The organism is Nonomuraea helvata, from assembly GCF_039535785.1.
In the GTDB taxonomy this organism is placed as follows: Bacteria; Actinomycetota; Actinomycetes; order Streptosporangiales; family Streptosporangiaceae; genus Nonomuraea; species Nonomuraea helvata.
This window is the reverse complement of sequence record NZ_BAAAXV010000001.1, coordinates 1,491,358-1,517,137: the sequence shown is the minus strand read 5'-3', so window position 1 is coordinate 1,517,137 and position 25,780 is coordinate 1,491,358. Positions and strand designations below refer to the sequence as shown.

At 71.1% G+C, this 25,780-nt stretch carries 31 protein-coding genes and 1 tRNA gene; 16 read left to right on the top strand and 16 right to left on the bottom strand.

What is annotated here, in order from left to right:
* Positions 1-104 precede the first annotated feature (104 nt).
* Positions 105-178, bottom strand: a tRNA-Ile gene (locus ABD830_RS06965).
* Positions 179-384: 206 nt separating this feature from the next.
* On the opposite strand from ABD830_RS06965, the gene ABD830_RS06960 reads away from it, so the two are divergent.
* Positions 385-915 carry a histidine phosphatase family protein gene (locus tag ABD830_RS06960; RefSeq protein ID WP_344985595.1) on the top strand — a complete coding sequence of 177 codons (531 nt, stop codon included), beginning with the start codon at positions 385-387 and terminating at the stop codon, positions 913-915.
* 48 nt (positions 916-963) lie between these two features.
* Here ABD830_RS06960 and ABD830_RS06955 read toward each other — a convergent pair whose 3' ends face one another.
* Entirely contained in the window at positions 964-1,899 is a 936-nt protein-coding gene (locus ABD830_RS06955; protein WP_344985594.1) for a LysR family transcriptional regulator, read from the bottom strand.
* 94 nt (positions 1,900-1,993) lie between these two features.
* Here ABD830_RS06955 and ABD830_RS06950 point away from each other — a divergent pair, with 94 nt between their 5' ends.
* Both ABD830_RS06950 and ABD830_RS06945 read left to right on the top strand, forming a co-directional pair.
* Positions 1,994-2,221 (top strand): DUF6158 family protein, encoded by a 228-nt coding sequence (locus ABD830_RS06950; protein ID WP_344985593.1) that lies wholly within the window; start codon positions 1,994-1,996, stop codon positions 2,219-2,221.
* The gene (locus ABD830_RS06945) at positions 2,218-2,448 is read left to right on the top strand and encodes a hypothetical protein (protein ID WP_344985590.1); all 231 of its coding nucleotides are present in this window, start codon (positions 2,218-2,220) and stop codon (positions 2,446-2,448) included. Before ABD830_RS06950 ends, ABD830_RS06945 begins: the two co-directional genes overlap by 4 nt.
* A gap of 89 nt (positions 2,449-2,537) precedes the next feature.
* Here ABD830_RS06945 and ABD830_RS06940 read toward each other — a convergent pair whose 3' ends face one another.
* Both ABD830_RS06940 and ABD830_RS06935 read right to left on the bottom strand, forming a co-directional pair.
* On the bottom strand, positions 2,538-2,699 hold the full coding sequence (locus ABD830_RS06940; protein WP_344985588.1) for a hypothetical protein: 162 nt from the start codon (positions 2,697-2,699) through the stop codon (positions 2,538-2,540).
* Positions 2,696-4,327: a sodium:solute symporter family protein gene (locus ABD830_RS06935; protein ID WP_344985587.1), complete on the bottom strand. Its 1,632-nt coding sequence runs from the start codon at positions 4,325-4,327 to the stop codon at positions 2,696-2,698. The genes ABD830_RS06940 and ABD830_RS06935 overlap by 4 nt, the downstream gene beginning before the upstream one ends.
* A gap of 125 nt (positions 4,328-4,452) precedes the next feature.
* Here ABD830_RS06935 and ABD830_RS06930 point away from each other — a divergent pair, with 125 nt between their 5' ends.
* Both ABD830_RS06930 and secY read left to right on the top strand, forming a co-directional pair.
* Complete coding sequence (locus ABD830_RS06930) at positions 4,453-5,229, top strand: putative hydro-lyase (protein ID WP_344985586.1); 777 nt, start codon at positions 4,453-4,455, stop codon at positions 5,227-5,229.
* Between the two features lie 126 nt (positions 5,230-5,355).
* Complete coding sequence (secY, locus tag ABD830_RS06925; protein ID WP_344987645.1) at positions 5,356-6,639, top strand: preprotein translocase subunit SecY; 1,284 nt, start codon at positions 5,356-5,358, stop codon at positions 6,637-6,639.
* A 1-nt stretch (position 6,640) separates the two neighbouring features.
* On the opposite strand, the gene ABD830_RS06920 is transcribed toward secY, so the two are convergent.
* The 5 genes from ABD830_RS06920 to ABD830_RS06905 form a co-directional block, all read right to left on the bottom strand.
* Positions 6,641-7,333 (bottom strand): response regulator, encoded by a 693-nt coding sequence (locus ABD830_RS06920; protein ID WP_344985585.1) that lies wholly within the window; start codon positions 7,331-7,333, stop codon positions 6,641-6,643.
* Positions 7,330-7,995, bottom strand: coding sequence for a sensor histidine kinase (locus ABD830_RS54100; protein WP_378520797.1), 666 nt, complete (start codon positions 7,993-7,995; stop codon positions 7,330-7,332). The genes ABD830_RS06920 and ABD830_RS54100 overlap by 4 nt, the downstream gene beginning before the upstream one ends.
* Entirely contained in the window at positions 7,928-8,068 is a 141-nt protein-coding gene (locus ABD830_RS54095; protein ID WP_425567074.1) for a pentapeptide repeat-containing protein, read from the bottom strand. The genes ABD830_RS54100 and ABD830_RS54095 overlap by 68 nt, the downstream gene beginning before the upstream one ends.
* A gap of 394 nt (positions 8,069-8,462) precedes the next feature.
* Positions 8,463-8,852: a PPOX class F420-dependent oxidoreductase gene (locus ABD830_RS06910; RefSeq protein ID WP_344985584.1), complete on the bottom strand. Its 390-nt coding sequence runs from the start codon at positions 8,850-8,852 to the stop codon at positions 8,463-8,465.
* Positions 8,853-8,886: 34 nt separating this feature from the next.
* Entirely contained in the window at positions 8,887-9,795 is a 909-nt protein-coding gene (locus ABD830_RS06905) for a phosphotriesterase family protein (protein WP_344985583.1), read from the bottom strand.
* 149 nt (positions 9,796-9,944) lie between these two features.
* On the opposite strand from ABD830_RS06905, the gene ABD830_RS06900 reads away from it, so the two are divergent.
* Positions 9,945-10,415, top strand: coding sequence for a TIGR02611 family protein (locus ABD830_RS06900; protein ID WP_344985582.1), 471 nt, complete (start codon positions 9,945-9,947; stop codon positions 10,413-10,415).
* A gap of 255 nt (positions 10,416-10,670) precedes the next feature.
* Entirely contained in the window at positions 10,671-11,402 is a 732-nt protein-coding gene (locus tag ABD830_RS06895; protein ID WP_344985581.1) for a TolB-like translocation protein, read from the top strand.
* Here the strand turns inward: ABD830_RS06895 and ABD830_RS06890 are convergent.
* Entirely contained in the window at positions 11,397-11,717 is a 321-nt protein-coding gene (locus tag ABD830_RS06890) for a GroES family chaperonin (RefSeq protein ID WP_344985580.1), read from the bottom strand. The genes ABD830_RS06895 and ABD830_RS06890 overlap by 6 nt on opposite strands.
* Positions 11,718-11,765: 48 nt before the next feature.
* A complete protein-coding gene (locus ABD830_RS06885; RefSeq protein WP_344985579.1) occupies positions 11,766-12,698 on the bottom strand; it encodes an endonuclease/exonuclease/phosphatase family protein in 933 nt (310 codons plus the stop codon).
* A 50-nt stretch (positions 12,699-12,748) separates the two neighbouring features.
* On the opposite strand from ABD830_RS06885, the gene ABD830_RS06880 reads away from it, so the two are divergent.
* Positions 12,749-14,014 carry an ArgE/DapE family deacylase gene (locus ABD830_RS06880; RefSeq protein WP_344985578.1) on the top strand — a complete coding sequence of 422 codons (1,266 nt, stop codon included), beginning with the start codon at positions 12,749-12,751 and terminating at the stop codon, positions 14,012-14,014.
* Positions 14,015-14,059: 45 nt separating this feature from the next.
* Entirely contained in the window at positions 14,060-14,659 is a 600-nt protein-coding gene (locus ABD830_RS06875; RefSeq protein WP_344985577.1) for a TetR/AcrR family transcriptional regulator, read from the top strand.
* A gap of 10 nt (positions 14,660-14,669) precedes the next feature.
* On the opposite strand, the gene ABD830_RS06870 is transcribed toward ABD830_RS06875, so the two are convergent.
* Genes ABD830_RS06870 through ABD830_RS06860 form a run of 3 tightly spaced genes read right to left on the bottom strand, consistent with a single transcriptional unit; the run spans position 14,670 to position 17,621 of the window.
* On the bottom strand, positions 14,670-15,473 hold the full coding sequence (locus tag ABD830_RS06870) for an ABC transporter ATP-binding protein (RefSeq protein ID WP_344985576.1): 804 nt from the start codon (positions 15,471-15,473) through the stop codon (positions 14,670-14,672).
* Between the two features lie 40 nt (positions 15,474-15,513).
* On the bottom strand, positions 15,514-16,521 hold the full coding sequence (locus ABD830_RS06865; RefSeq protein WP_344985575.1) for a FecCD family ABC transporter permease: 1,008 nt from the start codon (positions 16,519-16,521) through the stop codon (positions 15,514-15,516).
* Positions 16,518-17,621, bottom strand: a complete 1,104-nt coding sequence (locus ABD830_RS06860; protein WP_344985573.1) for a FecCD family ABC transporter permease — start codon at positions 17,619-17,621, stop codon at positions 16,518-16,520. The genes ABD830_RS06865 and ABD830_RS06860 overlap by 4 nt, the downstream gene beginning before the upstream one ends.
* 87 nt (positions 17,622-17,708) lie before the next feature.
* On the opposite strand from ABD830_RS06860, the gene ABD830_RS06855 reads away from it, so the two are divergent.
* The gene (locus ABD830_RS06855; protein ID WP_344985571.1) at positions 17,709-18,719 is read left to right on the top strand and encodes an ABC transporter substrate-binding protein; all 1,011 of its coding nucleotides are present in this window, start codon (positions 17,709-17,711) and stop codon (positions 18,717-18,719) included.
* Here the strand turns inward: ABD830_RS06855 and ABD830_RS06850 are convergent.
* Entirely contained in the window at positions 18,703-21,123 is a 2,421-nt protein-coding gene (locus ABD830_RS06850) for a helicase-associated domain-containing protein (protein ID WP_344985570.1), read from the bottom strand. The genes ABD830_RS06855 and ABD830_RS06850 overlap by 17 nt on opposite strands.
* A 78-nt stretch (positions 21,124-21,201) precedes the next feature.
* Complete coding sequence (locus ABD830_RS06845; protein WP_344985569.1) at positions 21,202-21,696, bottom strand: ATP-binding protein; 495 nt, start codon at positions 21,694-21,696, stop codon at positions 21,202-21,204.
* A gap of 230 nt (positions 21,697-21,926) precedes the next feature.
* Between ABD830_RS06845 and ABD830_RS06840 the strand changes: the two genes are divergently transcribed.
* The 6 genes from ABD830_RS06840 to ABD830_RS06815 all read left to right on the top strand — a co-directional run bounded on the left by ABD830_RS06840 (position 21,927) and on the right by ABD830_RS06815 (position 25,778).
* Positions 21,927-22,748: a helix-turn-helix domain-containing protein gene (locus ABD830_RS06840; RefSeq protein WP_344987643.1), complete on the top strand. Its 822-nt coding sequence runs from the start codon at positions 21,927-21,929 to the stop codon at positions 22,746-22,748.
* Positions 22,749-22,985 (top strand): DUF397 domain-containing protein, encoded by a 237-nt coding sequence (locus tag ABD830_RS06835; RefSeq protein ID WP_344985568.1) that lies wholly within the window; start codon positions 22,749-22,751, stop codon positions 22,983-22,985.
* A gap of 87 nt (positions 22,986-23,072) precedes the next feature.
* A complete protein-coding gene (locus tag ABD830_RS06830; RefSeq protein ID WP_344985567.1) occupies positions 23,073-23,330 on the top strand; it encodes a hypothetical protein in 258 nt (85 codons plus the stop codon).
* A gap of 43 nt (positions 23,331-23,373) precedes the next feature.
* Positions 23,374-24,120 carry a hypothetical protein gene (locus tag ABD830_RS06825; RefSeq protein WP_344985566.1) on the top strand — a complete coding sequence of 249 codons (747 nt, stop codon included), beginning with the start codon at positions 23,374-23,376 and terminating at the stop codon, positions 24,118-24,120.
* A 30-nt stretch (positions 24,121-24,150) separates the two neighbouring features.
* The gene (locus ABD830_RS06820) at positions 24,151-24,396 is read left to right on the top strand and encodes a GNAT family N-acetyltransferase (protein WP_344985565.1); all 246 of its coding nucleotides are present in this window, start codon (positions 24,151-24,153) and stop codon (positions 24,394-24,396) included.
* A 242-nt stretch (positions 24,397-24,638) separates the two neighbouring features.
* Entirely contained in the window at positions 24,639-25,778 is a 1,140-nt protein-coding gene (locus tag ABD830_RS06815) for an FAD-dependent oxidoreductase (protein ID WP_344985563.1), read from the top strand.
* Positions 25,779-25,780: the final 2 nt, after the last annotated feature.

Here is a 25,780-nt window from a genome sequence, read left to right as displayed (position 1 = left end):
GGTCCGTACACAAGAGCAACCAGCGAGCAACCAACCATGATCAACAACGCGATCCGAGGCTGGCGGGAAACGTGAAACCCCAGGTCGAACGCGGTATTGAAGAGTAGGGCGGGTGGGACTTGAACCCACGACCCACGGATTATGAGTCCGATGCTCTGACCGGCTGAGCTACCGCCCCTGGATTCAGTTGTGTGACGTGCGGCGGGATGTCCGATGGATCGTGCCGAGCCCTCGCGCATGCTAAGGCTAGAGCATCGGATCCGGTCGTCGTTCCCCGCCGAACGGGAGACAGGTCTCCGCCGACATCATTCCATGCCCGGCAACGTTGTTGGAGCCTGACTCGATCATATTCCGGCCGGAAGGTGGGGCGGGTAGCGTCTGGGCGTGGCCGTGAAGCTGGTTTACGAGACGCATTCGATCACCGTGGACAACGAGACGGGCATCGCCACCGGGTGGTTGCCCGGTGAATTGTCCCCGCGCGGGCGGGCGGAGGCTGTGAAGCTGGGGGCGCGGCGGCGGGAGGTGGATGTCGTGTACGCCTCCGACCTGCGGCGGGCCGTGGAGACGGCGGAGATCGCCTTTGCGGGGAGCGGCAAGGAGATCAGACTCGATCGGCGGCTCAGGGAATGTGACTACGGGATCTACAACGGGCGGCCGGTCAGCGAGGTGGCGGCGTTGCGGAGCAGGCACATCGACACGCCGTGGCCGGGCGGGCAGAGCTATCGGCAGGTCGTGGCGGAGACGGCGGCATTTCTGCGGGATGTGATGGAGGAGTGGCAGGGGCGGGAGGTGCTGCTGGTGTCGCATTCCGCCAATCGGTGGGCGCTGCAGCATCTGCTGGACGGGGCTGCCCTGGAGGAACTGGTGGACGCGCCGTTCGACTGGCGGCCGGGGTGGGAGTACAGCCTGGCGTAACGGGGGAGGGGGCCGGGAGGCGCGCCCTCCCCGCGGTGACGGCGAAGGTCAGGGGGCGGTGCCATGGCCCGGGTTCCGTACGAGCCAGTCCGAGTAGACCGGGCTCCGGCGTACCGCGTCTCTGTGGACCTGTTTGGCCTGGGCCACCACCCACGCGGTGTCGGGTGCGGTGGGGTGGCGGCCGAGGAGCTGGCGCCAGCGCAGCGGCGCCCCGGCGAGCGGCACCATGACGAGGCCGGGGGCGGGCTGGTGGGTGGCCTGGCAGAGCACCACCGCGCGGCCGACCTGGGCGAGGTGTGTGCAGGTGGACACGTCGGTCTCGTAGATCGTGCCGGGCGTGAAGCCGGCGCGCGCGCACGCCGTCGCGAAGCAGTCGGCGAAGCAGCCGTCGCCCGGGGTCACCGCCCAGTGCTCGCCGGCGAGGCTGGCCAGCTCCACCTCCTTCTCCTGCGCGGCCGGGTGCTCCTCGCCGACCAGGCAGAAGACGGGGTCGAGGGCGATCGACTCCCAGACGAGGGCGCCGGCGGGGGTGCCGGAGTCGCCGCAGGCGCCGGTCAGCACGTAGTCGAGGCGGCCGAGCTCGACCATGCTGGTCAGCTCGTGCGTGGACCAGGAGGTGTACGTGCTGACCGCGCGTTCCCTGGCCAGCCGGTCGACCAGGCCGCCCAGGATGGGGCCGTTGGTCGCGCCGATGCGGTAGCCGGGGGAGGAGGGGGAGGCGGCGAAACGTACGGCTTCCTCCTGTAGCTCCTGGGCCGCGGGGAGCAGCACTCGTGCCCTGGAAAGCACGAGTTCGCCCAGCCTGGTGGGTCTCGCGCCGTGCCGGTCGCGCTCGAAAAGGGTGCCGCCGAGTCCCCTCTCGATACGCTTGAGCTGGGCGGTCAGGGCCGGCTGTGCCAGCCCGAGCAGGGATGCGGCCTTGCTCACACTTCCCGCGTCCGCGACCGCGCGGACGATCCTGAGGTGCCTGAGCTCGAGGTCCATAAGGGGACGGTAAGGCGGCGATCTCTTACAAACAATGCCCATATGTCAGGAAATGTGACAGATATTGTCGAGGGCACGGGGGTAGGGGAAGCCCATGACGACCATGGGCATAGACGCCGCGCAGCTCAGCGACGAGGATCTGCTCCGCGAGCTGCGGCAACTGCACACCACCCGGAGTGACACGTTCTTCCACGGATCGGACGACGCTCTGGCGGTGCACACGTCACGTATGAACGAGTTGGAGGCGGAGTACCTCCGTCGCTACCCGGATCGCGAGGTCGATCCGTACCGGTTGAGAGAGGGGGCGAGGCAGCGGTCATGACACACGATGTGCAGGCTCTGTCCGACGTCGACATCCACGTGTACGAGGCGGTGGCCTCCCAGGCGGTCGAGCATGGAGGGGCGAGCCTGGCAGGGCTCGTACGGGCGTCCGGACTGACCGAAGAGGAGGTGCGCGAGTGCCTCGCGCACCTGATCGAGCACGGGTACGTGCTGCCCAGGGGAGACGGGTACGCCCTGGGCCCCCACACGTTCGAGGTCGAGTACTGAGGGTGCTGAGGCGGCGATCTGCGTCCGCGAGCACACCGACGACGTGATCGCCGCCCGCGCGGCCTGCGACTGGCGGGCCGAGGAGTCCGTCAGAGCCGTCTGAGGCGGGCCCAGGCCACGAACGTGCCGCCGAACACGGCCATGGCGAGGCCGGTCCACAGGTTGACCGCGCTCCCGAGTGCCCCGGCGACGACGAGGATCACGCCGTACAGCAGGAACAGCCCGCCGATCACCATGCGAATGTCACTCATATGATCACCCCGTACATCGCTGCGGCGAGGACGAGAGCGCCGGTGCCGAGCAGCACGGGGGAGCGGTACCACCGTGTGTCGCCCGCCAGCGCGTCGTCCTCCAGATTGACGGCGCTGAGCCCGTACACGAGCCCGCGCAGCTCCTCGACCGGCTTCGCCGTGGTGACCAGCGTGACCGCGACGGACACGACCACGTCCACGGCGAAGGCCAGGCCCGCGCCCCAGAAGCTGGCGTTCAGCTCGGTGCCGAAGTCCACGATCCCGGCCTTGAACGCGATGTAGGACGCGAAGGCCGCCGACGTGCCGGCGAGCAGCCCCCAGAACCCCGCCCACGGCGTCATCCGCCGCCAGAAGAGCCCGAGGATGAAGGTCGCGAAGAGCGGCGCGTTGAAGAACGAGAAGAGCGCCTGCAGGTAGTTCATGATGTTGGAGTAGCCGGCCGCGATGAACGCCGTGCCGACGCCCAGCGCCACGCCCACCACGGTCGCGATCCGGCCCACCCGCAGGTAGTGGCTGTCGTCGCGGTCAGGACGCAGGTGCGACTGCCAGATGTCGTTGGTGAACACCGTGTTGAAGCCGCTGATGTTCGCCGCCATCCCCGCCATGAACGAGGCCAGCAGCCCGGTCACCGCGACCCCCAGCACGCCGTTCGGCAGCAGGTCCCGCATGAGCAGCGGGATCGCGCTGTTGTAGTCCTGGCCCTCGCCCCAGCCGTTGAACAGCACGAGCGCGATCATCCCCGGCAGCACCGTCACGAGCGGAATGAACAGCTTCGGGTACGAGGCGATGATCGGCGTGAGCCTGGCCGCGTTCGTGTTCCTGGCCGACAGGGCCCGCTGCACCTCGGCGAAGTTCGTGGTCCAGTAGCCGAAGGACAGCACGAACCCGAGCCCGAACACGATGCCGATCCAGTGCGCGTGCATCGGGTTCCCGCCCGCCGTGTCCGCCCAGGTGTGCAGGCCGCCCTCGCCCAGCGTGCTCTGCCGTACCTTGTCCGCCAGCCCCGAGAAGCCGCCCACCTTGATCAGGCCGAGCACGGTCAGCGGGATCAGTCCGGCCAGGATCACGAAGAACTGCAGCACCTCGTTGTAGATCGCCGAGGAGAGCCCGCCGAGCGTGATGTACGACAGCACGATCACCGCCGAGACCACCACGGAGACCGGCAGCGGCCAGCCCAGCAGCGCCTCCATGACCAGGGCCAGCGCGTAGAGGTTCACGCCCGCGATGAGGATCTGCGCCACCGCGAACGTGATCGCGTTCAGCAGCTGCGTCGCGCCGTTGAAGCGTTTGCGCAGGAACTCGGGCACGCTGCGGACTTTGGAGCGGTAGTAGAAGGGCATCATCACGAGGCCGAGGAAGACCATCGCCGGGACCGCGCCGACCCAGTAGTAGTGCACGGTCATGGCGCCGTACTGCACGCCGTTGGCCGCCATGCCGAGGATCTCGATCGCGCCGAGGTTGGCGGACACGAACGCGAGCCCCGTGATCCAGGCCGGCAGGCCGCGGCCGGCCAGGAAGAAGTCGAGGCTCGAGCTGATCCGCCTGCGCGCGGCGACACCGATGGCGAGGACGGTGGCGAAGTAGATCGCGATGAGGACGTAGTCGAGGAGGTTCACGTCGAGGCGCACGGCGCTCTCGCTACCCCGGAAAGCCCCAATATCACCGGCTTCGCCGCTTGATGTGAGTGCCCCTCAGGTACGGGGCCCGCGAGCCGTTGTGGACCGTCGAACGCGGCCCGCCATACTGTCGGGGAGTGAACGTCGCCGACCTCAGCCCGGCGCAGGCCCGGGAGCGCTTCCGCGCCGGCGAGCGCGTGCCCACGGCGGGCTGGTGCCGGGGCTGGACGCAGGCCAACCTGATCGCCGTGCCCAGGCAGCTCCGGTACGACCTGTTGCTGTTCGCCCACCAGAACCCGCAGGCGTGCCCCGTGCTCGACGTGGGGGAGCCGGGGGCCTGGTCCACGCCGCTGTTCCCCGGTGACCTCCGTACCGACCTGCCCGGGTACCGGCTCTACCGCGACGGCGAGCCGGTCGCGGACCTCGGCGACGTGGTGGCGGAGTGGCGGGACGACCTGGTGCCGTTCCTCATCGGATGCAGCTTCACCTTCGAGGCCGCGCTGCTCGCGGCCGGCGTGCCGGTACGGCACCTGGAGCTGGGGACGAACGTGCCGATGTACGTCACCGACGTCCCCTGCGAGGCGGCGGGCAGCCTGTCGGGGCCGCTGGTCGTGTCGATGCGGCCGGTGCCCGAGGCGCTGGTGAAGACCGCCGTCGAGGTGACCGGGCGCTATCCGCTGGTGCACGGGGCGCCGGTGCACGTCGGCGACCCCGCGGCGATCGGGATCCGCGACCTGGGACGGCCCGACTTCGGCGACCCGGTGGAGGTGCGGGCGGGGGAGGTGCCGCTGTTCTGGGCGTGCGGGGTGACGCCGCAGGCGGCGGTCATGGCCAGCGGCGTCGAGTACGCGATCGGGCACCTGCCGGGGCACATGGCGATCCTGGACGCGCGCGACGACGACTACCGCGTCTGACGACTACCGCGTCCCGTGTACGCGGATTTGCGTACGCGGGTGCCTCGTCTCGGCGGACGACCCGGCGGGCCGCCCCGGTCAGACTCCTTGACCATGCTGACCATGCTGACCGTTCTTACCAGGACATTGGCCGGGACATTGATCGGGGCCTTCCGGGTGCCCGAGCTGCGCAAGAAGCTGCTGTTCACGCTGGGCCTGATCGTGCTGTTCCGCCTCGGGCAGCTCATGCCCGCGCCGGGGGTGGACGTGATGACCGTGCGGGAGTGCGTGGGAGCGGCCAGGGGCGGCCTGTTCGACATGGTGCAGATGCTCAGCGGGGGCGCGATGCTGCAGCTGTCGGTGTTCGCGCTGGGCGTCATGCCGTACATCACGGCCAGCATCGTCATGCAGCTCTTCGCCGTGCTCGTGCCCCGGCTGGACGCGCTCAGGAAAGAGGGGCAGCGCGGCCAGGCCAAGATCACGCAGTACACGCGCTACCTGACGGTCGGGCTCGCCGTGCTGAACGCCGGGACGGTCGTCGCTCTGGCCCGCGCCCGGCAGCTCCTGCCCGGCTGCCCGCGGCCGCTGCTGCGGGACGAGGGCCTGCTCGCCGTGATCGTGATCGTGCTGACCATGGTGGCGGGGGCCTGCGTGGTCATGTGGCTCGGCGAGCTGATCACAGACCGCGGGATCGGGAACGGGATGTCGCTCCTGATGTTCTCGCAGGTCGTGGCCGTCTTCCCGGCGTACATGGCGAAGATCTTCGTGGTGAGCCCGTTGAGTTTCGCGGTGATGATCGCGGCGGGGCTCTGCCTGGTGGCGGCCGTGGTCTTCGTGGAGCAGGCGCAGCGGCGGATCCCGGTGCAGTACGCCAAGCGGATGGTGGGGCGGCGGATGTACGGGGGGAGCAGCACGTACATCCCGTTGAAGGTGAACCAGGCGGGGATCGTGCCGGTGATCTTCGCCTCGTCGCTGCTGTACCTGCCCACGCTGGCGGCGCCGCTGCTCGGCCAGGCGGGACAGGCGTGGGTGGAGCGCAACCTGACCACGGGTCCGCTCTATATGAGCGTGTACGTGCTGCTGATCGTGGGATTCGCCTACTTCTACGTGTCGATCACCTTCAACCCCGTGGAGGTGGCGGACAACATGCGGCGGTACGGGGGGTTCGTTCCCGGGATCCGGCCCGGAAGTCCCACGGCGCGGTACCTGGCGTACGTGCTGGGGCGGCTGACCGCGCCCGGGGCGGTCTACCTGGGAGCGCTGGCGCTGCTGCCGCTGGTGGCCTTCGCGGTCCTCAAGGATCCGGGTACGCGGCAGAACTTCCCGTTCGGCGGGACCAGCGTGTTGATCATGGTCGGGGTCGGGCTGGACACCGTGAAGCAGATCGAGGCCCAGCTCCAGCAGCGCAACTACGAGGGCTTCCTGCGGTAGCTCAGGCGGGGACGCTCAGCCCGGCTCGCATGGCGAACACCACGAGCTGGGCGCGGTCCCTCGCGCGCAGCTTGACCATGGCCCGGCTGACGTGGGTGCGGACGGTGTCGGGGCTGATCACCAGCTCCTCGGCGATCTCCTCGTTGGACCTGCCGGTGGCCACCCAGGCCACCAGCTCCCGCTCCCGGGGCGTCAGCGTCTCCAGCCCTTCGACCGGACCGGCGCCGTGCCGCCCGAACATGCCGATGACCTTCCTGGTGATCGCCGGTGACAGCAGCGCCTCTCCGGCGGCCACCACGCGCACGGCGTTGACCAGCTCCTCCGGGGCGCTGTCCTTGAGCACGAAGCCGCTGGCGCCGGCCTGGAGCGCGGCGAAGACGTACTCGTCCACGGCGAAGGTCGTCACCACGACGATCCTCGTGCCGCGCAGCCCGGGGTCCTCGGCGATGGCGCGCAGCGTGGCCAGGCCGTCCATGCCGGGCATGCGGATGTCGAGCAGCAGCACGTCGGGCCGGACACGGCGGATCAGTGCCAGCGCGGCGCTCCCGTCGGCGGCCTCGCCCACGCACTCCATGCCGGGCGCCCGCTCGAGCAGCGCCCGCAGCCCCATGCGCACGACCGCCTGATCGTCTGCGACGGCCACCCTGATCACGCCCTCGGCGTCCGGCGTGCTCACCGGCTGCGTGGCGGTCATGCGGAGACCTGGGGGAAGCGGGCGATCACCTGGAAGCCGCCGCCGTCGCGCGGCCCGGCGGCGAAGTGGCCGCCCGCCTCCGTGACCCGGGTGCGCATCCCGGCCAGCCCGCGCCCTTCCGGAGCGTCCGGCCGGCCCGCGCCGCGGTCGGCCACCTCCAGCACGAACTGGCCCGGCTCCCCGCCCACGCGCACGAGCGCCCTGGTGGGGCCCGCGTGGCGCAGCACGTTGGTCAGTGACTCGCGTACCACGCGGTAGACGGTGTCCTGGAGGCGGGCGGGGACGGTGAAGTCCACGGGCTCGACGTCCACCGGCAGGCCCGCCGCCCGGACGCCCTCGATGAGCCGGATGAGATCACCGCCGGGTGGGTCGATGCCGTCGAGCGCCGCGCGGAGCTGGGTGAGTGCCGTCGTGCTGGTCTCCCTGATCGCTCGCAGAGACGCCCTGGTCTGCTCGGGATCGTCGTCGAGCGCGACGAGCGCGAGCCCGGCCTGCATGGCGATGGCCGCGAGGCCGTGCCCGGCCGCGTCGTGCACCTCCCCGGCGATCCTGGCCCGCTCCGCCGCCACCACGTCCGTCGCGCCCGGAGCAGCCTCATCGTGGCGCAGCGCCGCCGAGACCGCCGATCCCGCTGAGCTGGGCCGCGCCGAGCCGGGCGCCATCGAGCCGGGTCCCACTGAGCTGGGTCCCACTGAGCCGGGCGCCATCGAGCCGGGTCCCGCCGAGCCGGGCCATACCGAGCCCGGTCCCGCCGCGACCCATCCCGTCGAGGCCGGCGCGGTCTCCTCCCCGCCCGTCGCAGCAGCGCGGCGGACGGTCTTGAGGTGGCGGGGCTGGGCCGCAGGGATGGCCCACGGGCGTACGGAGGCGGGAGAGAGATCGACCTGCGGCGGCTCGGCCTCGGCGGCGGCAGCGGCCGCGGCCGCGCGGGCCTGGGCGAGGCCGCTGAACGACCAGGGGACGGCCAGCCAGCCGGCCCACGCCAGCATGACCACGACCGGGACGTCGCCGAGCCGGGTCAGGCGCGACAGAGCGCTCAGTGGCCGGCGCAGGCGGCCGCTCCTGTGCGTGTGCTCCGTCACCATCCCCACCCGGCCAAGCCTCGTGTAGCCCAGATCCTAGCGAGCTTTCACACGACCCGGGTCTCGCGCGGACCCGCCAGCCCCCACGAGGTGATCTTCCTGGGGGTGATCTTGATGATCTCCCTGGAGAAGAACGGCATGGGCGGGTCGACGTCCGTCAGCGCCTCCGCCGTGCCCCTGATCTCGATGCCCCGCACCACCCACGGATCGACCGAGGCCAGGTCGTCCACGACGAGCGCGACGGTGCTGCCCTTCTGGACGTTCCTGAACTTCTTCGACGCGCCCATGGCGTGGCCGCCGATGGTGATGATCCCGGTCTCGGCGTCGACGAAGTAGCCGACCGGGTTGTTCTGCACCTGGCCGTCGGGCGACACGGTGGCCAGGCGGCCGAGGTGCTGCGACGACAGGTACTCAAGTTCCGATGAGGTGAAGGTCATGCGGTCGAGTCTGCAACCTTGACATTGGTTGAGGTCAAGTCAGCCCGTCGGTCAGCCAGCGCAGCGGGTTCTCGTGGGTGATGAGGCCGATCGTGTCCTCGCCGACGCCCGCCTCGCGCAGGCGCGGCAGCAGGGCGTCGAACAGGTGGGAGTAGCCGGGCCCGTCGTACTTGCGCAGCTGCGCCACCCGGCTCAGCCCCGAGCTGATCAGCAGGCGGTCCGCGTGGCCGTCCTCGATGAGGCCGAGCGCGATCCTGGCCGCCTGGTCCGGGCCGAGGCCGAGCACACCCAGGCTCACGTACGCGCCCGCTTCGGCGATCTTCCTGGCCGCCCCCAGATCGGCGCCCGCGTAGCCGACGGCCACCCGCGAGCCCGGCAGGCCCTGCCCCAGCAGGATCTCCAGCAGCGCCGGGGCGTTCGCGCCGTGCGTCGCGACGGGGAGACGCGACTTCAGCGAGGCGCGGGCGGCGGCGATCAGGCAGCGCTCCTCGCGCGGCGTGGGCTCGGCGCCCCAGGAGCCGACCTCGCCGATCACGCCGGGGAAGACGCCCATGTCGTCCGCGCCGCTGACGATCTCGTCCATCAGCCGGCTGGTGAGCGAGTCCACGTCCGCGTCCCCGACCTCCGTGAACGGCTCCGCGAACAATCCGGTCGAGGCGATCACCGGCACCCGGCTGCCCGCCGCCATGCGGGCCAGGGCGGCGGCGTCGCGGCCCATGCCCATGCAGGTCAGATCCACCACCAGGCCGAGCCCGCCGGACTGGCGCAGCTCGCGGAGCTCGGCGGTGACGGCGTGCTCCTCGTCGAGCCAGCGGTACGGGTCGGACTCGATGCCGACCGCCCAGCGCATGTCGGTACGCAGGTGCTCGTGGGGGAGCACGGCACCGGTGATGGCGGCCGCGCGTACAGGGCCGGTGACGGTACGGAGCAAAACCTCGGGCATATGAGACATTAACCGATGTTTGCCGGACGACGTTCCGGTCAGGTGGAAAATTTACCGTCTGGCGGGTTTGCTGTTTTGCCAGTCGGCTGCAAGTGGCCACCAGGTAGCGCGCCGTATCCTGGAGGGCATACCGACTGCCGGGGGGAATTGTGCAGATTCAGGACTCCGACACCGGCGACGCCGACATGATCAAGGGTGAGGCCGCCGACCGCTCCAGCATGCCCGAACGCCGCACGGGCCTCCAAGGGTGGCTCGACGGGATCAGGTCCACGCGCACGGGGGCGCTCACGCTGAAGATCGTGTTCGGTGTGATCGGGACCCTCATGGTGGTGGCGGGGCTGATCATGGTGCCGTTCCCCGGGCCGGGGTGGGCGGTCGTGTTCGCGGGGCTCGCGGTGCTGGCCGTGGAGTTCCACTGGGCGCGCAAGGTGCTCGACTTCGGCAAGCGCACGCTGCACGCCTGGATGGAGTGGTACAAGCGGCAGGGCTGGCTCGTGCGCGTCGTCGTGCTCATCGTGACGGTGGCCGTCGCCGGGGTGATCGTCTACTTCGGCCTGCGCACGCTCGGCATCGACCTGATCGAGATCGCCCGGCGTTACATCGAGACCCGGTCGGCATAGCGCCCGAAATTTCGTACGTTCCTGCCTAATCTTCGGGCGTGATCGCCAAAATCGCCATCGCGCTGTCCCTGACGCTTCCCGGGGGTTACGCCGGGCCCGCGACGCTCTCGGTCGCGGCCCGGGCTGACCTCGTGCTGCCCGCCACCACTGGCATGAAATATCGGGAAAAAAACGGGCGATCCCGTACGTCTTGCCGCCTATGGCCTCGGCACCAAGCGCACCTACCTCAGATCCGCGACCGGCGACGCCTTCGCCTTGGAGCAGTCGCTGTCGGAGGTGTCCGTCTCGCCCGGCGGCCGCCTGGCGGCAGGCGTGCCCCGCTCGTACCGGTCGGGCTACGACTCCCTGATCGTCACCGACCGCACCACCGGCGCCTCCTCCCGGATCCGCACGGTCAGGAAGCCGATGACCGCCTCCTACGCCTCGTGGTCCCGCGACGGGAGGCGCGTCGCGCTCACGGTCGAGCAGAAGGAGAGCGGCACATGGCGCGTGCTCGGCTTCACGGTCGTGGACGTGGCCGCCAGGAGCGCGCGCACGGTGCGGGTCACCGGCCTGAGCCGGAAGGCGGGCTTCTGGTGGAGCCCCGACGGCAACCTCGTCTCCATGTACGGCACGGGCCTGCGCGTCTACCGGCCCTCCGACGGCGCGGTCATGCGCACCTACGCGGGCGTCGGCCTGCCCACCGGCCCGGAGGACCCGTTCTCGCCGTCGGGCAGGCGGCTGACCACGTGGTGCCCGTCGCGCTTCAAGGAGCAGCTCTGCCTGGTGGACCCGGCCACCGGCAAGATCGCCCAGCGCGTGAACACGCGGCCCGAGGCGCTCTTCGGCTGGTGGGACGAGAGCCACGTCATCGCCGTCATGGCGCGCGGCACGGCCTACCGGCTGGCGGTGCTCGACCTGAGCGGCAAGGAGACGCGCGTGCTGGCGGAGGTGCCGCGCACCGCGTGGGCGTCGGACCTCTGGCTCTCGTTCAGCCGGGTGTCATAGGTAGAGGCCGGTGCCGTGGTCGGTCTCCTGGGTGGCCACCGCGTGCAGGTCGCGCTCGCGCATCACCAGATAGGTCTGCGCGTGCACCTCGACCTCGAACTGGTCCTCCGGGTTGAACAGCACCTTGTCGCCCACCTTGACCGAGCGCACGTTCGTGCCGACGCCGCAGACCTCGCCCCAGGCCAGCCGGTTGGCCAGCTTGACCGTCGCCGGAATGACGATGCCGGAGCCGCTGCGCCGCTCCTCGGCCTCGTGCTCCAGCTTGATCATGACCCGGTCGTGCAGCATCTGAATCTCGAACTTGGGCTCTACCACGCCCACAAGTTTACGAGCCGCGACACGCGCCACACTCCGGAAATGCGATCACGGCAGCCTGAGCTCGGCGAACACGGGCCGGTGGTCGGTGTGCCCCAGCGCCAGCACCTCGAAGTCCCGCACCGCCATCCGCGAATCCGCCAGCACGTGGTCGATCGGCACGCCGGGCACGTTCGCGTTCGAGCCCTCCTGCGGCCAGGTCGGCACGAACCCCCGCCCCATGACGTCGGCCGCGTCCCGGTAGCCGCTCGCCAGCAGCTCACGGACCGGCAGGTGGTCGAGCGTGGCGTTGAAGTCGCCGGCCAGCACCCTCAGCTCCTTGCCCGCGCGCGGCAGCGCCGCCAGGCCCGCCTGCCAGCACGGCTGCCGCCCGATCCGCTTGGGCGCGCACGGGTGCACGGACACGATATCCACCCGTGGCCCGCCGGGATGCGTGAGCCAGGCCCTGGCCTGCCCGAACCCACCGTGCTTGATCGTCTCACCGGCCTTCAGCGGGTGCCGGGCGTACACGGCCGACCCGCCGACCCCCGGCAGCGGGCGGGTGACGGCGTACGGCAGCACCTTGCGCACCCCCGCCTCGTCCAACCGGCTCATGGCCTCCGGCGTGAACTCCTGCAACGTCAGCACGTCCGGCCGCAGCCCGGTGATCAGCGCCATCAGCTGCTCGGTGTCCGCCCGTCCCACCAGCAGGTTCGCCGAGAGGACCCGCAGCCTCGGCCCGCCGGCCTCGGGGTTGCCGTCGGCCAGCGCGCGGGGGAGCATGACCGGCATCAGCGCCAGCGCCGAGACGAGCGCGACCGTTCCGACCGCCCACCGCCTCAGCAGGCAGGCCAGGATGAGGATCACCACCGTCGCGAGTGCCGCGTACGGCGTGTACGCCACCATCGGCACCCACGGCCAGTCCGGCTCGAACCCGCTCAGCCGCACCACCGCCCACGCCGCGAACGGCGCCACCACGATCCAGCTCACCCATGTCCGCATGCCCTGTATCACCATGAAGCCCGCTTTGGGTTCATGAGAGGCTGTCCGCCATGCGCGACGTGGAAGCCGAGGTCCTGAACGCCATCGACGAGGCCGAAACCGTGAGCCTGCTGGCCGAGACCGTCAGGGTCCCCAGCGTCACCGGCACCGACGCCGAGTCCGAGCTGCAGCACCGCTTCGCCCGCCTGCTCACCGAGGCCGGCATGGACGTGGACGTCTGGAAGCTCGACCTCGCCGACCTGACCGGCCGTGCCGGCTTCCCCGGCACCGAGGCGCCCAGGACCGAGGGGTACGGCGTCGTGGCCGTCAGCGAGGGCGCCGACTCGAGTGGAGGACCGCCCGCGCTCGCGCTCCAGGGCCACGTGGACGTCGTCCCCACCGGCGACCTGGCCAAGTGGGAGGGCAGCGACCCGTTCGCCGCCCGGATCACCGGCGACGTGCTGCACGGCAGGGGCGCCTGCGACATGAAGGCCGGCCTGGTCGCCAACCTGGCCGTGGCGCGGGCCATCAGGAAGGCCGGGATCAGGCTCGCCAGGCCGCTGGCCGTGCACTGCGTGATCAGCGAGGAGGACGGCGGGCTCGGCGCGTTCGCCACCCTGGACAGGGGGCACACGGCGGAGGCCGCGGTCATCACCGAGCCCACCAGCGGCACGGTCATCACGGCCAACGCGGGCGCGCTGACGTTCCGGCTGGAGATCGCCGGACGGGCGGCGCACGGGGCCACGCGGTACGAGGGCGTCAACGCGATCGAGGTGTTCTGGCCGGTCTTCGAGGCCGTCAGGCGGCTGGAGGCCGAGCGCAACCGCGACGTCCCGGGCCTCTTCCGCGGCAACGCGATGCCGTACCCGATCGAGATCGGCACCGTGCGCGCCGGTGACTGGGCCAGCACGGTGCCCGACCTGCTGGTCGCCGAGGGGCGGCTCGGGGTGCGGCTGGACGAGGACCCGGCGGCGGCGCGGGCCGCGTTCGAGGAGGCGGTCGCGGCCGTCGCGCATCCCTGGCTGCGCGCCAACCCGCCGGTGGTGACCTGGCCCGGCGGCCAGTTCGCCAGCGGCCGGCTGCCGGCCGGCCACGCGCTGCTGGAGGAGGTCGGGCAGGCGGTCGCCGACGTCACGGGCGCGCGCCCGGCCGAGTCCGCGGCGCCGTACGGGAGCGACCTGCGGCTGTACGCGGCCGGCGGGATCCCGACGCTGCACTACGGGCCCGGGGACGTGCGGTTCGCGCACGCCCCCAGGGAGCAGGTCGAGCTGAGGGAGCTGCGCGAGGTCACGCGGGCCCTGGCGCTGCTCGCGGTGCGCCGCTGCGGAGCACTCTGAGCTCGCCTGTGCTCCTCGGCATTGAACTGGACTATAGTCCGAATCATGTCTGAGTCGCTGGAGTTTCTGGTGGGCCGGCCGGTGAAGGAGCGGGCGGACGCGGCACGCAACCGGGAGAAGGTGCTGTGCGCCGCTGCCCGGCTGTTCGCGGAGAAGGGGGTGGAGGCGGTCTCGATGGACGCCGTCGCGGCGGAGGCCGGCGTGGGCAAGGGCACCCTGTTCCGCCGATTCGGCGACAAGTCAGGTCTCGCGGTGGCGCTCCTGGACGCCCGCGAACGCGACCTCCAGCAGCGCATCCTCTCCGGCCCACCACCCCTGGGTCCCGGCGCCCCGGCTGCCGAACGCCTGGACGCGTTCGTGGCCGCCTACCTGGAGTACCTCTTCGCCCACCTGGACCTGGTGCGCATGTCGGAGACCGCCAGCCCGGGGGCCCGCTACCGGATCGGGGCCTACCGCTTCTGGCACCGGCACGTCGCGCTCCTCCTGGCCGAGGCCCGCCACCGTTGCGACGCCGACGCGCTGTCCCACACGCTCCTTGCCGCGATGAGCGCGGAGTCAGCGGGCGTCCTGAAGGAGGCCTACGGTCAGGCCCGGGCCGTCGCCGCCGTCACCACGCTCGCCACCGCTCTCACCACGGGCCTCTGAGGGGACGGGGTCAGGGGGCGGTGGGCACGCGGCGGCGCGCCTCCGGGACGATGAGCGGGGTGCCGGTCTGCGGGTCGGGAATGATCTCGCAGCGCAGGTCGAACACCCGGTGCACCAGCTCCGGCGTGACAATCTCCGTCGGGTCCCCCTCCGCGACGATCTCCCCGGCCCGCATCACGATCAGGTGGGTCGCGTACCGGCAGGCCTGGTTCAGGTCGTGCAGGACGGCCACCATCGTGCGGCCGGTCTCGTGCAGGTCGGCGCAGAGGTCCAGCACCTCGATCTGGTGGGAGATGTCCAGGAACGTCGTCGGCTCGTCCAGCAGCAGGATCGGTGTCTCCTGGGCCAGCGCCATGGCCAGCCACACCCGCTGCCGCTGCCCGCCCGACAGCTCGTCCACGATGCGGTCCGCGAGCTCCGCCACGTCGGTGGCGCGCATGGCCTCGGCCACCGCCGCCTCGTCGGCGCGCGACCACTGCCGCATGAGCCGCTGGTGCGGGTAGCGGCCCCTGGCCACCAGGTCGGCCACGGTGATCCCGTCCGGCACGATCGAGCTCTGGGGGAGCAGGCCGAGCCGCCGCGCCACCTCCTTGGAGGGCAGCGACGTGATCACGCTCCCGTCCAGGTGCACCGCGCCCGCCTTCGGCTTGAGCATCCGGGCCAGGGCGCGCAGCAGGGTGGACTTGCCGCAGGCGTTCGGGCCGATGATCACGGTGAAGGACTCGTCGGGGATCGTCACGCTCAGGCCGGTCGCCACGACCCGCTGGTCGTAGGCGAGCGTGAGGCCGGTGCCTGACAGCCGGGCGGCGGTCATCAGCGCCCGTCCTTTCTGAGCGCCGGTTCTTCCACGGGCATCAGCGGCGGTCCTTTCGCAGGAGCAGGGCGAGGTACGTGCCGCCGATCGCGGCGGTCAGCACGCCGACGGGCAGCTGGGTGGGGGCGAGCACACGCTGCGCGGCCAGGTCGGCGGCGGTGAGCAGGACGGCCCCCATCAGCGCCGACGCCCCCATCGTCACCCCTGGCGAGCGGGTGAGCCGCCGGGCGAGCTGGGGCGCCGCGAGCGCGACGAAGACGACGGGCCCGGCGGCGGCCGTGGCCACCCCGGACAGCAGCACGCCGACCGTGATCGCCGCCGCGCGCACGACCTCGACCCTGATCCCCATGGCCTTGGCCGCGTCGTCACCCATCTCGATCATCCGCATCGGCCGCGCCACGAACGCGCACACCGGCAGCAGCACGGCCAGCGCCAGGGCCACGGGGACCGCGTGGTCCCACCCGCGCCCGCTCAGGCTGCCGGTGAGCCAGGAGCCCGCGGTGGCCGCGTCGTTGATGTCGGCCCGGGTCAGCAGGTACGAGTTGACCGCCAGCAGCAGCGCGTTGGCCCCGATGCCGACCAGGACCAGCCGGTAGCCCTGCACGCCGCCGCGGAACGCCATCGCGTACACCAGCGCGGCCGTCACCACGCAGCCGGCCAGCGCGCCGCCGGCGATCGTCAGGGCCGAGCCGCCCGCGACCACGGCGACGATGCCGCCCGTCGAGGCGCCCGCGGTGAGGCCGATGAAGTCGGGGCTGCCCAGGGGGTTCCTGGTGAGGCTCTGGAAGATCGCGCCGCTCACCCCGAACGCCGCCCCGACCAGCAGCCCCGTCACCACGCGAGGGGCGCGGAGCTTGCTGACGATCAGCTCGGCGACCGGCGTGCCCTGGCCGAAGAGCGCGGAGACGATGTCGGGCACGGGAACCGTGAACTCGCCCGTCGAGATGGCCGCCACGGTCACCGCGCAGGCGATCACGACGAGGGCCGCGCTGACGGCCAGGGCGCGGGGCGCGAGCCGTACGGACCAGGGGCCGACGCGGATGGTCACAGCGCCGCCACCCGCTTCCGCCTGGCCAGCACGATGAAGATCGGCGCGCCGATCACCGCCCACACGATCCCCACCTGCACCTCTCCGGGCCGGGCGATGACCCGGCCCACCACGTCGGCCCCCAGCAGCAGCACCGGCGCGGCCAGCGTCGAGTACGGCAGCACCCACCGCTGGTCGGGCCCCACCACCGCGCGGACGGCGTGCGGCACGATCAGCCCCACGAACCAGAGCGGGCCTGCGGCGGCGGTGGCGGCGCCGCACAGCAGCGTGACGGCCACCCCGGTGAGGATCCTGGTACGGTTCACGGCCACACCCAGCGCCTTGCCGGCGTCGTCGCCGAGTGCCAGCATGTTGAGCGGCCTGGCCAGCAGCAGGCCGAGCGCCAGCCCCGCCACCATGAACGGCGCCAGCCGCACCAGCGTGTCGGCCGTCTGCCCGGCCAGCGACCCGGTCAGCCAGAACCGCATCCGGTCGAACGTTGGCGTGTCCATGCGCAGGATGGCCGAGGCGACCGCCGTGCACACCATGCCGAGGGCGACGCCGGCGAGCGCGAGACGTACGGGGCTGGAGCCGGAGCGGCCCGCGGAGGCCAGGGCGTAGACGACGACGGAGGCCAGCGCGGCGCCGCCGAACGCGAACCACACGTAGAGCGCCGGGTCGGAGAGCCCGAACAGACCGAGCGCCAGCGTGACGCCGAGCGCCGCGCCCTGGTTGACGCCCAGCAGACCGGGGTCGGCCATGGGGTTGCGGGTGAGGCTCTGCATAAGCGCGCCCGCCAGCCCCAGCGTGGCGCCCACTCCGAGGCCGAGGAACGTACGCGGGACGCGCAGCTCGCGGATGACCGTGTGGTCGCCGGAGCCGTCCGGGGCGAGGAAGGCGTCGATCACCGTCGAGAACGACATGGACCGCGCCCCGAGCGCCACGCTCGCCATCGCCACCAGCGCCAGCACCGCCACGGCGACGACGAGCCCACCCGCCAGCGCGGCGGTCCGCCCCCTCGCCGCGCGCCCGCCGCCCTCGGCGGCGATGGGCGGGTCGGCGTCCGCGGCCCCGGCGGTGTGCTCGGCGGTGTGCTCAGCGCTCTGCTCAGCCGGGCGCACCCGACTCCCCCTCTCGTGGCGGTCAAACTTAGGTAAGGCTAATCTAATGACCAAGTAGGAAGGCAAGCCTAACCTTAGGAGATGGACATGTCGGGACCGGTACTGGCTCGCAGGGGCTTCCTGGCGTCCGCCGCAGGCCTCGCGGCGGCCCTGACGCTGGCGGCGTGCGGCGGCGAATCGACCACCACGGGAACGGCCGCCCCCACCGCATCGGGCCCCGCGGCTCAGGCCTGGACGTTCATCGACGACCGCGGCAAGAAGATCGACCAGCCCAAGGCGCCCTCCAGGATCGTCGCCCAGGTCGGCGCCGCGGCCGCCCTGTGGGACTTCGGCGTGCGCCCCATCGCCGTCTTCGGCCCGCACAAGCTGCAGGACGGCACGAAGGACCCCCAGGTCGGCAACGTGGACATCGCCAAGGTCGAGGGCCTGGGCAACGTCTGGGACGAGTTCAACGTCGAGAAGTACATCTCGCTCCAGCCCGACCTCCTGGTCAGCAGCATGTACATCAAGGGCACCCTCTGGTACGTGCCGGAGAGGTCGAAGAGCACGATCGAGCAGGTCGCCCCGACCGCGGGCGTCATGCTCACCGGCCGCAGCGCGACCCAGGTGATCAGCAAGTACGAGGAGCTGGCCACGTCACTGGGCGCGAGCATGGAGGGCGTGGCCGAGGCCAAGGCCCGCATGGAGGCCGCCACCGAGGAGCTGGCGCAGTTCAAGAACCTCAAGATCCTCATGATGTCCGGCGGCGCCGACGCGATGTGGGTGGTCAACCCGCCGGAGTACCCGGACATCGTGCACCTCATGAACGCGGGCCTGGACGTCGTCAAGCCCGCCAAGGTGGACGAGGGCGGCTTCTTCCAGACGCTGAGCTGGGAGAACGCCGACGAGTACGACGCCGACGTGATCCTCTACGACACCCGCACCCAGTCGCTCAAGCCCGAGGAGATGCTGAAGAAGCCCACCTTCGCCAAGCTCCCCGCGGTCAAGGCCGGCCAGCTCTACCCGTGGAACGCCGAGGCGCCCTACAGCTATCAGGGCTACGCGGCCTTCCTCGAGGGCCTGGTGGCCAACCTGAAGAAGGCTAAAGAGCTCCCCTGACCTCGACGATCTCGGCGAGGGGGAACTCCAGGTAGTCGCCTGCCTCCTCGCACCAGGCGTCCAGCGCGCCGCCCTTGAGCTCGCCGTGGCTGATCGTGGCGGTCAGCCCGTCGGTCAGCGTGATGCCGGCGCGCACACCCCGGTCGACCACGAAGCCCAGCAGCGACTGCTGCGCCGTCGGCAGCCTGGTGGCCATCCTGCCGATGATCGCCCACGTGCGGCCGTTCGTCTCGTCGTCGGACCGGCCGGCCTCGACGAGGCGGCGGGCGTGCTCGTACGGGTCCGGCGTCGGCTCGGCGAACATGTACGAAAGCGGATCCATCTCGGTGATGCCGGGAAACTCCGACAGCTCGGCCACCTGGCCGCCGGGCAGCAGGATGAGCTTGCCGCCCTGCGGCTCCTCGTGCCTGGCCCGGTGGACGGTGATCTCGCCGGTGTCGGAGACGGGCACAGGGGAGTAGCCGACCTCTCGCAGCGCGGCCAGCGTGCGCTCGGCCGGCGCCGCGCTCACCAGCACCGTGGGCGCCAGCAGCCGGATGCCGAGCCTGCTCAGCCGCCGGTGCGCGGCGATCTCGGCCAGCAGCGCGGGGTCGCCGGCCTGGATGACGCATCCGACCGTGGTGACCGTGACCTCGCCGTGCCTGCGCGCGGTGTCGCGTACGAGGTACTCCAGCGGCTGCGGGATCGTGCCGACCGCGGCCAGCTCGTCGAGCAGGTCGTCGGCGTCGTAGCCGTGGTCGAGCGCCCGGCGCACGCTCTCGGTCGTGAAGCGCCACACCGAGGCCGCGCCCCGCGACTCGCGTTCGGCGGCCCGGTCGAGCAGCGCCGCCAGCTCCGCCGACGGCGGCCCGGTCACGACCGCGGTCAGGTCGGGCCCGAACAGCGCGCTCCTGCGCACGCTCGCCAGCGCCCTGGTGGCCACCTCGGCCAGCACGGGGTCGTGCTCGACCATGGGGACGGCGTCGTCGTTCTCGTCGCCCGGTTTCGCGGTGAGCCCGGCCAGCGCCCTGCCCAGGTCGGTGATCGCGTTGGTGGCCAGCAGCCCCAGCAGCGTGGCCTCGTCGAGCACCGCGGGCGCGCATGCCACCAGCAGCTCCAGGTCGAGCAGCGGCGTGTGCCAGTGGACGTTGGCCACGAGGCTGTCGCGGTCGGCGAACGCGGTGCCCGCCGGCAGGTCGGCCAGGGCCGACAGCACGGCCCTGCGGATCCGGGCCACCGCGCTGCCCGAGGGGTCGTCGCCGAGCACGGTGCCGTACTTGCCGTCGATCTTCCGTAGCGACGAGCGCTCCATGCGCCACCACGCCGCAAGCAGGACCCGCAGCCGCGCCGAACCCTCGTCGAGCCGCCACCGGTCGAACCGGTCGGTGGGGATCATGCCGCCCGACGGCTCGTCCCAGGCCAGCAGCCGGGCCACCGTGCAGACCTCCAGCAGCAGCCGCGTCTCGTCCTCGTCGCAGCCGGTCTCCTTGGCGATCCTGCGGACCTCGCGCACGCCCACGCCGCCCGTCTTGAGCAGCGGCAGCGGTGTCTTGGCGGTGTTGTCGAGCAGGGCCGCGCACCGCTCGACGACGTGCGGCGCGGCCAGGGTCATCAGGTGGTCGACCTCTTCGGGGTCGACGGGGATCGTCGCCACCTCGGGCGGCTCGGGCCGGTAGGCCGGGTGGTAGCCGGGACCGCGCAGGCAGATCGCCACCTCGCGGGGGATCTCCGCGACGTGCCAGCTCGGGCGGAAGAGCAGGCCGTGGTCGGCGCACCACTTCTCCGGCGTGCCGGGCGTGACGAACCTGCCGCCGTCGACGTTCAGCGCGGGGCCCTGCCAGGCGAACCGGTCGAGCAGGGGGACCGTGCCGTCAGGCGCGCCGCGCACCAGCGCGCTGAGGCGGGCGCGGTCGCTGAGCGCCTGGGTGACGCGGGCGATGACGCGGCGCTTGTTGCCCTGGGTGGACAGGCCGAGGTTGCGGGCGAGCGCGTTCAGCGCGTCGTTGCCGATCGACCAGGAGTTGAGGTAATGGTCGAGTGGCTCGCCCAGGCTGAGCGGGGCGGACCACCAGCGGGCGACGCCCTCCGTGAGATGGATGACGCCGCCGTCGCCCGGCCAGGCCAGCGCGTGGTCGTAGAGGTGTTCGAGCCAGGGGGTCACCTCTTCGAGCGGCGCGTCCACGAACTGCGCCAGCCGCTCGGCCGTGGGGCGGGTCATGGCCAGGGCCGCCTCGGCCAGCTGCAGGCAGGGCAGCGGCAGGCAGCGCAGTGTCTCCATCACGGCGAAGCCGTTGCCCAGGCGCTGGGCCAGCGTGTCGAGCCGCCGCGGCCAGGGCGCGGCGATGGCGTCGGGCCTGTTGGCCAGGACGCGGCCAAGCCTGTCTTCGTCGAGTGTTCGCAGCCAGCCGAGCAGGTGATCTTTCATCTGTCAGCACTCTCATGGGGTCGCGCGTGGGACTCACCGTGAGCCATGAGCATCCACGGTAATGCAGATCACCCCCGGTCAGGAGAGGACTGCCCAGACGATCTTCCCGTGAGGTGCAAGTGCGGACCAGCCCCAGCGGTGGCTGAGGGATTCGACGATGTGGAGTCCGAGGCCGCCGGTGTCGAGGGGGCCAGGGTATCGCAGCACCGGCACCGATGCGCCTGGATCGGTGAAGGCGCAGGTGACGAGGGGGCCCCGGCGCACCAGGGACATGTGGACGGGGCACGCGCCGTGGGCGTCGTCGAGGCGCAGGCCGTGGCGCAGTGCGTTGGTGGCGAGCTCGGAGACCACCAGTTCCATGTTCTCGATCAGCTCACCGAGACCCCATGCGGACAACGCGCCCGTGGTGAAGCTACGGGCCGAGTGGACCGAGGCAGGGCTGGGCGGGAGCACGAACGTGGCGCTCGAGCAGGGGCCGGGGACCAGCAGATCGCGGGCCGCCTCCGGCCACCAGCCGACCGGGGGCCACCAATCGAACGTGGTCCACTGGCCGGGCACCGTGGTGGATTGCACGTGATCATTCTGCGACAAATCGCCGTGCAGGTGCAAGAGCGAATGCACGTGCAGACACCCCGTGCACACGCTACGGTTGGCCTCAAATGGTCAATATGGGGGAAAGGGGATCTTGTCCGCGGCCCATGATCTTTCGGCCGTGAAGTGACAGACTGAGTCGCAAGGAAACGAACAAGGAGCAGCACGTGTCCATTGATCCGCCTGGTTCCGGCTCGACCGTTCGGCGCATCATGCTGGGTGCGAGTCTCAGGCGCCTGCGTGAGGCGAGCGGTCTCGACCGGGCACAGGCCGGATTCCACATCCGGGCGTCCGAGTCCAAGATCAGTCGCATGGAGCTCGGGCGCGTCGGCTTCAAGACACGTGACGTGGAAGACCTGCTCACCCTGTACGGCGTCGTCGACGATGCCGAGCGCCGTGCCCTGCTGGAGATGGTTCGTGAGGCCAACACCCCCGGGTGGTGGCACAAGTACTCGGCCGAGCTGCCTTCGTGGTTCACCACATACGTGGGCCTGGAGGAGGCCGCCGAGCTGATCCGTACCTACGAGGTCCAGTTCGTGCCAGGATTGTTGCAGACGGCCTCGTATGCGCGATCGGTATTCCAGCTTGGCAACCCCGGTCTGAGTCCGGACAAAATCGAACGTCGCGTGCATATGCGCATGCAGCGTCAAGAGCGCTTCACCCAGAAGGACGGGCCCCGCCTGTGGGCCGTCATCGACGAGGCGGCGCTCAAACGGACCATCGGCGGGCGGGAGGTCATGTCCGAGCAGCTCCAGCATCTGCTGGAAGTCGCTGCCCTTCCCAACATCACCCTTCAGGTGATGCCCTTCAGGTTCGGCAAGCATGCCGCTGAAGGGGGCGCGTTCAGCATCTTGCGGTTTCCCGAGTCCGACTTGTCGGACGTTGTCTACGTTGAGCAGCTCTGGGGTGCCCTGTACCTGGACAAGCGTGAGGACATCGACCCGTACCTCACGGCCATGGAGCAGCTGTGCGTGGAGAGCACCACGCCAGGGGGCACCGTCGAGCTCATCGGCGGTCTTCTCAGAAAGATGTAGATGAACCAGACCTACAACGGCATGCCCGCGGCCGACCTGACGCAGGTCGCGTGGCGCAAGAGCCGCTACAGCAACTCGCAGGGCAACTGCGTGGAGCTCGCGGAGCTTCCCGACGGGGGCATCGCGGTGCGCAACTCACGCTTCCCCGAGGGCCCCGCCCTCATCTATACCCGCGACGAGATCCGGGCCCTGGTGCTCGGGGTGAAGGACGGAGAGTTCGACGGCCTGCTCGTTTAACAGCTTTGTAACCTCCGGCGCGCCCGCTTAACGGAGGCGCGCCGGAGGCGTAACCGCCCGGCCTCGTCCTGTCGGCAGAATCGGGTCATGCTCGAGCAGATGACCCTGTATCCGATCGCCGACGACGTGCTGTTCGCGCCGGGCGGCAAGGTCGTGATCCGCACATACGGCGTGGCGCCCGCCAGCACGGGAGGCTCCGTCTCCTACCGCACCTGGGTGACCGGTATCCGGGACCAGCCGCGCTACTGGCACTGGGGCCACTTCGAGGACGCCGCCTCGGGGCACCGCAAGGTCCTGGAGTGGCTCACCGGGCGCGGCCCGCAACCTTCCCAAGCGGTGGCCTGATCGATATCCTCATGCCAAGCAACCGCTTGGTAGAGGAGGCGTGGTGCGGCGCGCGATCCACCTGCTCGAAGAGGTCGACTTCCGGCCGATGAACTCCAGGCGGCCGCTGGAGTACCTCACCTGGCTGACCCGCTACAAGCGCGAGGACGAGTCCCGCACCGCGCCCTCGCTCACCTCCGGCATGTCGATCAGGTCCCGCGAGATCGACCTCGTGGGCGCCTTCTACGCCGTCGGCATCACCGGCCACCCGCAGTTCAAGGCCGTCACGCTGTGGGACTGCCACGGCGGGTGGGACGGCGGCTGGCGCCAGATGATGGAGATCTATCAGGGCGTCGACGAGCGCCTGTTCCTGTCCGACATCGACGACCTGCGCTTCTCCGCGTTCTCCCGGCCGCTCGGGGCCGCGCCCGGCTGCCCGCCGCTCTCCGAGGCGCCCGCCGCCGAGCTCTATCTCTTCGAGAGCGCCCGCGTACGCCCGGGAGCCGCGCTCGACTACCTCCACGCGTCGCGCACCGAGCGCGCGCCGCTGCTCGCGGAGCACGGCCACACCCTGGTCGGCCTGTACGAGGTGCTGTTCTGCGACACCGAGGCGGTCACCGTATGGGCCGTCTCGCTCGACGACCACCTGGCCACCCAGCGCGCCCGCGACGCCGCACTGGGCCTCGACGACGAGGTGGAGCCCGATCCCCGGCTGCTGGACTGGGGTAAGCGGGCTCGCGACTACCTGGAAGGCCCCTGGCGTGAGACGCTGCTGGCACCGTTCCCCGGTTGCCGCCTGGCGCCAGGTTGACGCGTCCTGGTCGCCGACCTCAACGGTGACGTGGCCGGGTACGCCAACGCCGGTCCATGGCGTCCCAAGCCGGCCTATCGGCACACCGTGGAGGACTCGATCTATCTCGCCCCGGACCAGACAGGCCGAGGTCTGGGCGGCGCGCTGCTCGACGTGTTGTTGACCCGGTGCGCGCAGGCGGGCATGCGTCAGATGATCGCGATCATCGCGGACACTGGAAGCGTCGCTTCCACCGCATTGCACAGCGTTTCGGCTTCGCACCCGCCGGCCGGCTGAACAGCGTCGGGTACAAGCACGGCCGCTGGGTCGACACCGCGCTCATGCAGCGGGCCCTGACCACAGACCACGACGGGTGACTCCACTGAACTTGCCTTCTCCCGCTGCTGCCGTTCGCTGATCTTCAGGGCGTTGGCGGCGGAGCAAGGCACGGTCGCGAGTGTGGTGACGGTGTAGAGGTAGTGGGCGGGTCGCGTGCAGATGGTCCCGCGGGCAGGGCATTGCTCCTAGCGTCGCCAGATATGCGGACAGTGGATGTACTGGTCGTGGGTGCGGGACTGGCCGGCCTGCGTACGGCTCGCCTGCTCGCCTTGCGGGGCCTGGACGTGCTGGTGGTCGACCGCCGCAGGTCGCTGTCGACGGGCATCCGTACGACCGGGATCTTCGTGCGGCGCACCCTTGATGACTTCGATCTGCCGGACCATCTGCTCGGGCCTGGCGTACGGGACGTCCTGCTGTATCCGCCGTCGCGGCGGGCGCCGATCCGGCTGACCAGTGGGCGGGACGAGTATCGCGTGGCCGACATGGCGGCCGTCTACGAGCATGCGCGGCGGGCGGCGGAGTCGGCCGGGGCGCGGGTTCTCCTGGGCGTACGGTATGTCGGTGCGTCGATGGGTTCTGTGGAGTTCGCGGGGGCGGAGCCGGTGGCGGCGCGGTTCCTGGTGGGCGCGGACGGCGCTCGCTCCCGGGTGGCGCGTGATCTCGGCCTTGATGTGAACCGGCGCTTTCTCGTCGGTGCCGAGATCGTCCATCCGGTCGCGTCGGGCACGACCACCCCGGCGTTCCACTGTGTGCTGGATCCTCGGGTCGCTCCGGGGTATCTGGGGTGGGTCATCGACGACGGCAGGTACGCGCATATAGGCGTCGCGGGGTATCCGGGCGCGATGCGCACCGGCGTCCGCCACCTGCTGGACGCTTTCGCCGCGGACGCGCCCGGCCGGGCGGCGTCGGCCGGCCCGGTCGAGCGCCGAGGTGGTCCGATCCCGGTCGGCGGCGTGCTGCGACGGTTGGCGTGCCCCGCCGGGCTGCTCGTCGGCGACGCGGCGGGCGCGGTGTCGCCATTGACGGCCGGCGGGCTGGACCCGTGCTTACGCATGTCCGAACTGGCCGCGGCGGTCGTCGCCGGGTACCTGCGTACGGGCGACCGGCGCATGTTGAGTCTGTACGACGGGGGCGCGTTGCGGACCCGGTTCCGAGGCCGGCTGCTGTTGCGCCGGGTGTTCGCCGGCATCCGGTCCCCCGCCGCCGCAGAGGCTGCGGTGGCGGTGCTGCGCAGTCGTGCCGGTCGTGCCTTGGCGGGACGGATCCTGTTCGGGGACGGTTCGTTCCCGGCTGTCGACGCCCGGCTTGTGGACGCTGCGATCGATCACCCCCGCCGGTGACC